General features: G+C 50.1%; 5 protein-coding genes. All 5 read left to right on the plus strand.

Translation table 11 applies throughout. The features are described 5' to 3' along the window. The first annotated feature begins 190 nt into the window (after positions 1–190). The 5 genes from QZP87_RS05085 to QZP87_RS05105 all read left to right on the plus strand — a co-directional run bounded on the left by QZP87_RS05085 (position 191) and on the right by QZP87_RS05105 (position 9509). Positions 191–2677 (plus strand): glycogen/starch/alpha-glucan phosphorylase, encoded by a 2487-nt coding sequence (locus QZP87_RS05085; RefSeq protein ID WP_291321838.1) that lies wholly within the window; start codon positions 191–193, stop codon positions 2675–2677. A gap of 298 nt (positions 2678–2975) precedes the next feature. Continuing rightward, a complete protein-coding gene (locus QZP87_RS05090; RefSeq protein WP_291321839.1) occupies positions 2976–4247 on the plus strand; it encodes an HDOD domain-containing protein in 1272 nt (423 codons plus the stop codon). 669 nt (positions 4248–4916) lie between these two features. Further along, the gene (locus QZP87_RS05095; protein ID WP_291321840.1) at positions 4917–6722 is read left to right on the plus strand and encodes a diguanylate cyclase; all 1806 of its coding nucleotides are present in this window, start codon (positions 4917–4919) and stop codon (positions 6720–6722) included. A gap of 152 nt (positions 6723–6874) precedes the next feature. Then, positions 6875–7999, plus strand: coding sequence for an SPFH domain-containing protein (locus QZP87_RS05100; RefSeq protein WP_291321841.1), 1125 nt, complete (start codon positions 6875–6877; stop codon positions 7997–7999). A gap of 271 nt (positions 8000–8270) precedes the next feature. Beyond that, positions 8271–9509, plus strand: coding sequence for a hypothetical protein (locus QZP87_RS05105; RefSeq protein WP_291321842.1), 1239 nt, complete (start codon positions 8271–8273; stop codon positions 9507–9509). Positions 9510–9877: the final 368 nt, after the last annotated feature.

Below are 9877 nucleotides of genomic sequence, written 5' to 3' on the forward strand. Positions count from 1 at the left end.
CCCCTGCGGGGGAGCTTGTTATTCATATACACCGGCTCGGTGGATATGAATATTAAATTCTTCTCCTGCTTATCTCTCAGCGAGCTCTGCGCCTCTAGGGCCGGCAGGCCCGGGCGTGAGATATTCTTTTCTTAACATGCAAGTACGCTTAAACCGGAAGAACCATAACCTTTTCCAGCAAGGAGCAACCATGTCTCTTTCCCCAAAAGCATCTGAGCCTTCAGTACAAAGCAATGATTTTGCCAGTCTGCCGGACGACATTGTGCGCAACATTGAATCCATCCTGGGCGACGAAGCCCATGTACCTGACAGCTATCGATATTATCACGGTCTGGCCTACAGTGTTCGGGAGCAGCTGATTCGGAACTGGATGAATACCCAGCGGGCCTATTATGATTCCATGGTCAAGCGGGTCTATTACCTGTCTCTGGAATTCCTGCCGGGTCGTTTTTTGATGAACTGTTTGACGAACATGCAAATCCGAAAAGTTTGTTCAGAAGCTGTGGAAAACCTGGGACTGACCATGGAAGAACTGGAAGAGGTGGAAATGGACGCCGGTCTGGGTAACGGAGGCCTGGGCCGGCTGGCCTCCTGCTATGTGGACTCCATGGCCAGTTTGTGCATTCCGGGATACGGCTACGGCATCCTGTACGATTATGGAATATTTTTCCAGTCCATTGTTAACGGCTGGCAGGAGGAAAGCTGTGACAACTGGCGTCGCCAGGGTGTGCCCTGGGAAATACCCCGGCGGGAACAGCTTTATGAGATCAGGTTTTACGGCCGCTCGGAAGCATATCAGGATGACCAGGGGCGACTTCGTTATCGCTGGGTGGATACCGGCAACGTCATGGCCATGCCCTGCGACATCCTGATTCCCGGCTACGGCGGGGAACATGTGACCAACATGCGCCTCTGGACTGCCCGGTCCAGCAGTGATTTCAGCCTGAAGCACTTCAATCTCGGGGATTACATGCGGGCCATGGAAGACAAGGTCATCAGCGAAAATCTGACCAAGGTCCTCTACCCCAACGACGAGCTGATGCAAGGCAAGGAACTGCGCCTCAAGCAGCAGTATTTTCTGGTAGCGGCGACATTTCAGGACATCATGCGCCGCTACAAAAAGGAGCACGGTGCCCTGTCCGCCTTTGCCGACCATGTGGCCGTCCAGCTCAACGACACCCATCCATCCATCGCCGTGGCTGAGTTGATGCGCCTGCTCCTGGACGAGGAGGGTATGTCCTGGGAGCAGGCCTGGTCCATCTGTACGCGCACTTTTGCCTATACCAACCACACAGTCTTGCCCGAGGCCCTGGAAACATGGCCCGTGGACCTTATCGGGCACGTCCTGCCCCGGCACCTGGAGATCATCTATGAGATCAATCACCGTTTTCTGCAGGAGGTGGCCGAGCGCTTTTCCGAAGATCAGGGGCGGCTGGAACGGATGTCCATCATTCAGGAAGGTCCGGTGCGCAGGGTGCGTATGGCCAATCTGGCCATCGTCGGCAGTCATACCGTCAATGGCGTAGCCGCCCTGCACTCGGAAATCATCAAAAATGGCTTGTTTCGGGATTTCGACGAATTCTTTCCCGGCAAGCTGACCAACGTCACCAACGGGGTTACGCCCAGACGCTGGCTGCTGCAGATTAATCCAGACCTGTCGGAACTGATCACTTCGGCTATTGGTCCGGACTGGACCTGCAACCTCGATCTGCTTCGTGATCTTATTCCGCTGGCCGACGACTCTCAATTCAGGCAGGCTTTTGCAGCGGCCAAGCTGGCAAACAAGAAGCGTCTGGCCAGATATGTCCTGCGCAGGATGGGCATGGGCATCAACCCCCATACTATGTTCGACTGCCAGTTCAAGCGCATGCACGAATACAAACGCCAGTTATTGAATGTACTTCATATCATAACCCGCTACAACCGACTCAAAAGCAATCCCGGCGTCGACCACCCTGCGCGTACTATTCTGTTTGGTGGCAAGGCCGCTCCCGGCTACTTCATGGCCAAACTGATCATTAAACTCATTAATTCCGTAGCCGGGTTGATCAACAACGATCCCGAAGTCAACAGGCACCTGAGAGTGTTGTTTCTGCCCAACTATTGTATATCCCAGGCCGAAAAAGTGGTCCCGGCCGCGGACCTGTCAGAGCAGATATCCACAGCCGGCTACGAGGCCTCCGGAACCGGAAACATGAAATTTTCTCTAAACGGGGCACTGACCATCGGCACCATGGACGGTGCCAACGTGGAGATCATGGAAGAGGTCGGGGCGGACAATATTTTCATCTTCGGCCTGGAAGAAGGTCAGATCGAGGCCGAAAGGCGTCAGGGCTACGACCCTTTCAGCTACTATGAAAAGGACCAGGAGCTGAAACAGACCCTGGACATGATCGCTGCCGGCCGTTTTTCTCCTGATGACCCGGGACTTTTCATGCCCATCATCGACAATCTGCTCCGGAACGGCGACTACTACTTGCTCCTGGCCGACTACCGCCCTTATGTTCAAGCCCAGGAAAGGGTCGACGAACTCTACGCCGATAAGGAGCAGTGGATGCGCAAGGCCATTCTGAACACGGCCAATATGGGCAAATTTTCCAGCGACCGGGCGGTCATGGAGTACGCCAGAAAGATATGGAACGTAACCCCTTTAACTGCTGAACAACTGAGCGGGTGAACAGGGGTGAACAATTAACATTACAGCGAAACTTATATATTGACCTCCGGGGACTGGCTCTCCCCGCACTTATTTTTAAAATGCCGTCAAACATCCTTCAGAAAAAGGTTTGGGGGTGCCTGTCCCCAATTGAGACAGGTGATAAATTTTTGAAGTTTCGCTGTAGTGTTAACTGGTAGTGGAAAATGTGGATCATCTGACTCTTTGACTTTACTGACTACAGCGGCTGCAAAAAGTCCTTTTTGCAGTCGCATCTAGTGTTAACTCTCCATAAATAATCATTTGCGAGGAAAGTTTTATGTCTGCAACACAGGAAAAATCAGGCTCCCCGAGTTCAAATGCCCAGACCGGCATTTTTTTTACCAAACAACCCATACTGGACAAAAAACGCCGCATCTGGGGGTATGAGCTCCTGGGCGCGGAACTGCGCGAGGGAATCTTCAACGTGTTTTCCCAGCAGGAGAGTTCTGCAAGCCTGGCCTCGACCGCCTATCTAGGCCTGCAGGGGGCAATGGAACGGGGCAAGAAGGTCGCGGTGGCCTTTGATGCCAAAAGCATTCTGGACGGTGCCCCTTATGCCCTGCCTCCCGGCCATGGTGTTCTGCGCGTTCTGGCAGGGGCAGCCAGGCAGCCTGAAGTTCTGGAAAGCCTGCAGGACATGCGCCAGCAGGGATATCTTGTGTCCATTGATTTGGATCCGGGCTCTGTGGATCAGGGGCTCTGCGCTCAAGCCGACATACTTGTGCAGGACTTTGCTTCTGCCAGGGTCAACGGCCTGGCTGAACAGGCAGCGCAAACCAAGACACAGTTGCTGGTGCGCGGCGTGCAGAGCATCGAGCAGTTCGAGAAGGCCAGGGATATGGGTTTTACGCTCTACCAGGGCGGTTTCTTCAAGGAGCCTGAACCCATGCCCGGCCGGAAACTGTCCTCCAGCCATGTCTCCCGGATCAACCTCTTCCAGCTTATGGAATCCGAGGATCCGGACTTTAAAAAACTTGCCGCGGTTATCGGTCCGGATGTCTCCATCAGCTTCCGCCTGCTTTCGTACCTGAACAGTCCGTTCTTCGGGCTGAGCCGCAAAATTCAGTCCATTGACCAGGCCATTGCCTTGCTTGGCTGGAACAAGCTCAAGACATGGCTCAGGGCAGTGATTATCGCTGACATGGCCGGGCAGGAGGAGGTTCCCCAGGAACTTGCCGCTCTTTCCCTGCAGCGGGCCAGGTTTTTTGAACTTTTGTCCACGGAGTACGACTGGTGGGGATTCCAGCCGAATACGCTGTTCCTGGTGGGCATTTTCTCTTTGCTGGACGTAATTCTCGGTATGCAGATGAAAGACCTGGCCGAAAAGCTTCCCCTGGATCCCAGGCTGAAGGCCGCCTTGTGCCGGGATGCCAAAAGCGAATACCTGCCGCTGTTCAATTTACTTTCAGCCTTCGAGGATGGCGACTGGGAGAGTCTGGAAACCCAGACCCGGCAGCTGGGTCTGGAACTTGAGCAGGTCAAAGCCTTCCACGCCCAGGCCAGGGATTGGTCTGAAGCTTTCTTTTCCCAGCCGAACCAGGCCCAGTAATACTGGCTATTTAAGTCTTGCAGGAGTAACTTCTCAATAACTCCGGGCAGTATTCCTGGATACCGGCTTCCGCCGGTATGACATCACAATGCAACGACCTGTTTTCATCCGTCATTCCGGCGAAAGCCGGAATCCAGGTATTTTCTTAGAACCATTCATGAGATGCCGAAACCGGCCATTTCTTGTTTTTTATGACAGGATTTCACCTGTAAGTCACTAGGCTTTTCCGCGACCTTGCACGGAAAAAGTGGCCCCTTGGGGGCATCATTCGGTTAACCCTTGCAGGACGCGTTGAGCACGGGGACTGGCTCTCCCGGCATTTATTTTTCTAATCTGTTGCTTGTTCAATAAAAAATAAGTGCCGGGGTGCCTGTCCCCATAAACATGCAAGCAGGGATTTTTTTTCTTTTCTTTCTTGTTCCCAGGCTCCAGCCTGGGAACAGGAGGTAACCAGGAACGAAGAACCAGGAACCGATTTTAACGACCAACATGTTTGTTTGAAATCTGTGCTAAGCGCCTAAACAGATACACTACATACAAATGATTGCCAGAATAAAATACTCAATACAAAAGGAATTTTTTTATTTAGGACTCTTTTCCTCAATCATATTATTGGTTGTTGTGGGAATGTTGTTTTCTTTTGTATTTTACAGGTTAAGCATTGAAAATGTGAACAACTCTCTTAAGAGTGCCAACAGAGAGGTCAGCATTTTCATCGAAGGATATTTCAATGAAGTAAAGAATACTACGGATATCCTGGCAGAAAACCAGGACATTATCGATGCCAAGACAAATGAACAGGCCCGTGCTAAAGCCCTTGAAATCTACAAGAGTATTGCATCAGCAAATTCAAATATCGCTTACATTTATTCCGGTTATGCAAACGGATTATTATTAATAAACGATTACATTCCACCCGACAATTTTGATCCCACTATAAGACCATGGTATACTATAGCTATGCAGGCTAAGCCGGCTACATCCATAGGAGTACCTTACCAGGAGGCGAAAACAGAAGAATGGCTTATTTCTCAGTCCAAGGCTTTTAAGGATGATCAGGGGAATTATATCGGAGTTGTGGCAATTGATTGTTCTTTAGAAGAGATTATCCGACAGCTGAGTGAAAGGCATTTCTATGAATCTCAGCGTACATATATCATGGATCAAAATGGAAAAATCATAGTCCATCCAGATAAAATATATCTTGGAGAGTATCTTCCCCAGATAAAAGAGAATATCTCCCAGAAACATGGCAAACTGAGATACACCCTGGAGAACAAAAAAGTTTGGGGGTATTACAACACTCTGGATACTACAGAATGGCATGTCATTAGTGTGGTGGATCGCCGGGAGATTATCCAGCCGATGATCTGGCGTATAATAACCTATACACTTGTTGCAGTTGGCCTGGCATTGGGCCTGGGTATGCTTCAGAGCCAGATATTTGGACGCCGTTTCGCCCATCCACTGATGGATTTGGGGAAACGTATCACCGACATTACCCAGGGCAAGCCCAAAAGAGAAGCCAGGTATAGTCATTCCAACCAGGAAATAGCCGCTATAGCGGAAAATATTGAACACCTGGCAGAAGATTCTCTCAACAGAAAAGCCAATGAACTCAGAGCGATACTTGAGTCTACAGTGGAAGGAATTTTGGTGGTCAGCAGGGACCGTCAGGTTATCTATGTCAACCCCCAGTTTTATGACATGTGGGGAATACCCCTGGATAGCCTGGACTCTAGAGATGATCATATCTTGACCGGTTTTGTATTGGATCAGTTGGCTGAACCCGATAAATTTTTAGAAAAGATACAACTACTCTATGATTCAGATCAGGAAGAAAAAGATACTCTTTACTTCAAGGACGGTCGAATTTTTGAGAGGTTTTCACGGCCTCTTTTCGAGGGGGAGGTTCTGGTTGGGAGGTTATGGAGCTTTCGGGATGTCACCCAGCAAAAAAATACTGAGGATAAACTGCGTCTTATGGCAATAACCGATGAGTTGACCGGGCTGTGGAACCGTAGATATTTTATGCATGTCGCTCAAAAAGAATTTGAAAGGGCCAAGCGTTATGATCAACATTTATCCTTGCTCATGCTTGATATAGACCACTTCAAGCGTATCAACGACACCCTGGGACACGCAGCAGGAGATGCGACCCTGCAATATTTGGGTTCCCTCCTCAACAACATGATGCGTGCTATGGATACAGCCGGAAGGCTTGGAGGCGAGGAATTCGGTGTTCTCTTGCCCAGCACAGACCTGGAAAATGCGGTGATTTTGGCAGAAAGACTAAGATCAGAGATTCAGGGAAACACTCTGGATTATACCGGCTCCAGGATACAGTTTACTGTAAGCATCGGAACAGCCAGTTATCTTCAGGGAGACCAGAGCTTGGAAACAATATTGCAACGGGCCGATACCGCACTGTATAAGGCTAAATTCCAAGGCAGAAATCAGGTTGTTTCAGGCTGAATCTACCCTAAGTCGGGGCGGGACCCGTAAGGAAAAGGTATCAGCCGCTTTGCGGCTGAAAAAAACTTACTTCCTGGATACATACCGCGGATGAGGTGGAAGCATGTGTATACCAGGTTCTTCATTCCTGGGATGTATAAGGAGGATGCATCATGACTGCAGACAATCTGGTTTTTCTTGAAAACATTGAATGGTTTGACAGAACCGGCAAAGAGCTTTTGCACCGCAAGCCCCAGAAAGGTTCCGGGGATATCAAGTTCGGGGCTCAGCTTACGGTGCGTGAAAGCCAGGCGGCCGTATTTTTCTACAAAGGCAAAGCTGTTGAAGTATTCGGTCCGGGAAGGCATACCCTGGTAACCGCCAATATTCCAGTTCTGACCAAGCTGCTGAGTATGCCCTGGGCCTTCAACAGTCCCTTGAGGGCCGAGGTGTATTTTGTAAATATAAAGATTTTTACCAATCTCAAGTGGGGGACCAGAGACCCGGTGGCCTTTAAGGACAGCGAACTGGGCCTTGTCCGCCTCAGGGCCTTCGGGGTGTTCAACCTGCAGGTTGTTCAGCCCCTGCTGTTCGTAAACAAACTGGTGGGCACCATGGGCATGTACACTACAGAAGAAATCGAAGAATATCTGAACAGAGTCATTGTTTCCAGGTTCAATGACTATATGGGAGATAATATCGACTCCATTCTCAACCTGCCCTCCATGTACGATGAGCTTGCCCGTGGCTTGATGAAGAGGCTGCTGAAAGATTTTTCGCATTTCGGCCTGGGTCTGACCCATCTGTATGTCAACTCCATAACCCCGCCCCCGGAAGTACAGCAGGCAATTGACGACCGCTCCCGCATGGGGGTTTTTGATGATATGAACAAGCTGATGCAGATGAAAGCCGCCATGTCCATGGAAAAGGCGGCCCAGGCTGAAGGAGGGGCCGGACAGGGCATGGGCATGGGCATGGGACTTATGATGCCTGCCATGTTCGCCCAGTATTTTGCAGCAGCCAGGCCGCAGCCTGAGGCCAAAGAAATGCAGCATCCTTGTCCGGGATGCGGCAAACCTGTACCTGATGAAGCCAGGTTTTGCAGTCATTGCGGTCAACAGCAGGTGGTATTTTCCGAGTGTGACAATTGTGGTAGAAATCTGGACCCGGATGCCAGATTCTGCTCAGGTTGCGGACATCCGGCAGAAAAACAGTCCGGGCCAAAGTTCTGCACTCAATGTGGTTCTGAAAACCTGGCGGAATCTGTGTTTTGCAACCAGTGTGGTGAGAAGATTTAGACTTGCTCTTGAAGTCCTGTCATAAAATACAAGAAATTGATATCAGTTAGGGGACTATCCCCGGGCCGGTTCCGGTACCCCCTGAATGATTACTACTGACCCACAACCTGCAGCAGAGTATCTGTTTAGCGATTTTAGGAAAGCAGGGGACAGGCACCCCCGCACTTATTTTTCTGAAGGATGTTTGACAGTATTACAAAATAAGTGCGGGGAGAGCCAGTCCCCATGCCACATCCAAAGCGCTAAACAGATACACAGCATGATAACCTGAATGCGCCGTCAATCAAAAATCCTTATCGACCATCAATGTCCCCAGTGCGGGGCTCCGGCTGTTCTCGAGGAGACGGATCACCTGTTTTCCTGCGAATACTGCCGGGTCAAGTCGTTTCTCATAAGCAAAGACTATTTCAGATATATTATTCCCGACTCAGCCCCCGGAGAAAAGGATCTCATATACTTTCCCTACTGGAGGTTCAAGGGGTGCCTGTTTTCATCCACTCCCAGAGGAATAAAAAAAAGGATCCTGGATATCAGCAGCAAGTCTTTGAACTCGGATAACTTCCCCCTGTCCCTGGGCCTGAGACCTCAGACCCAGAGGCTCAAGTTTCTCTCCCCGGATAAAAAAGGCCTTTTTCTGCAACCGGACGTTTCTTTCGGCGATGTCCTTGGTACGACAACAAAAAGGTTCAGATCCAGCCTGCCAGGGCCTGTATTCCTCAACAGCTTTATCGGGGATACCATCAGCATGATTTATGCTCCGTTTTATCTTCAGCAGGGCGAGGTCATGGATGCAGTCCTGAACCGTGTGGCAACTACTGCCGCATACGGGGAGACCAGGCTGGAAGATTACACTGCCTCAGATCCCGGGTGGAGAATCAAATTCATACCCGCCCTTTGTCCTGCATGCGGTTGGGATATAGACGGTTGCAGGGACAGCCTGGCTTTTACCTGTCACAATTGCAACTCCATGTGGCTTCAATCCAAAGACAGGTTCATCCCCCTTGAATTCGCCACCATGCCTTACAGTCAGAACAACATGCTTTATCTGCCGTTTTACAGGATAGAAACGGACATCTCGGGGCTGGACCTGAAGTCTGCTTCAGACCTGATCCGCCTGGCCAATCTGCCAAGAATGGTGCAGGACAGCTGCAGAAAACAAAAGTTTTATTTCTGGACCCCGGCTTTTAAAATTCGCCCCAAAGAGCTTCTCGGGTTTGCAACCGGACTTACCCTCTCCCAGCCCCAGGAAGACTGGCATAAGGACCCGCCCGGGCAAAAAACCCATCCGGTCACCCTGTCCGCTTCAGATGCTGCAGGGTTGACCAAAGTGGTCCTGGCCGACTTTCTAAGGCCCGTTTCATTGCTCCATAATTTAAGACAGATAAAGATCATGCCCCGTCAATACCTTCTGGTATACCTGCCCTTTGACTCCCGGGGAAATGAACTTTACCAGCAACACTACAGAATGCGCCTGAACAGAAACGTGTTGAACTATGCTGCTTATCTGTAAGAACTGGACAGTCAAAAGTTTTTTTGTAACCATCTGTTTGTATTTTTTTTTATAGCAGATCAGTATGTCTTTAAGGCCAGACCAGATATCTATCCAAATTTATTGACTTTATTTCTTTCAACCAAGAACGAAGAACCAAGAACTATGAACTCTCAAGTTTAAGAATCAAGTTTTCAGATCTTATCGCGTCCTGCCCTACTGCCGGAAATGTTTCTATTGCGTACCCCCTTGCTTGGTTACCGGGGTTCACCCCTCGTTCCCAGGCTCCAGCCTGGGAACGTTTAGTTCTTGCGGCTCCAGCCGCTTCTTCAAAATGTGGCTGGAGCCACAAAAAAATGGTGTTCCCAGGCTGGAGCCTGGGAACAAGA

The organism is Desulfonatronospira sp., assembly GCA_003563255.1.
Classification (GTDB): domain Bacteria; phylum Desulfobacterota; class Desulfovibrionia; order Desulfovibrionales; family Desulfonatronovibrionaceae; genus Desulfonatronospira.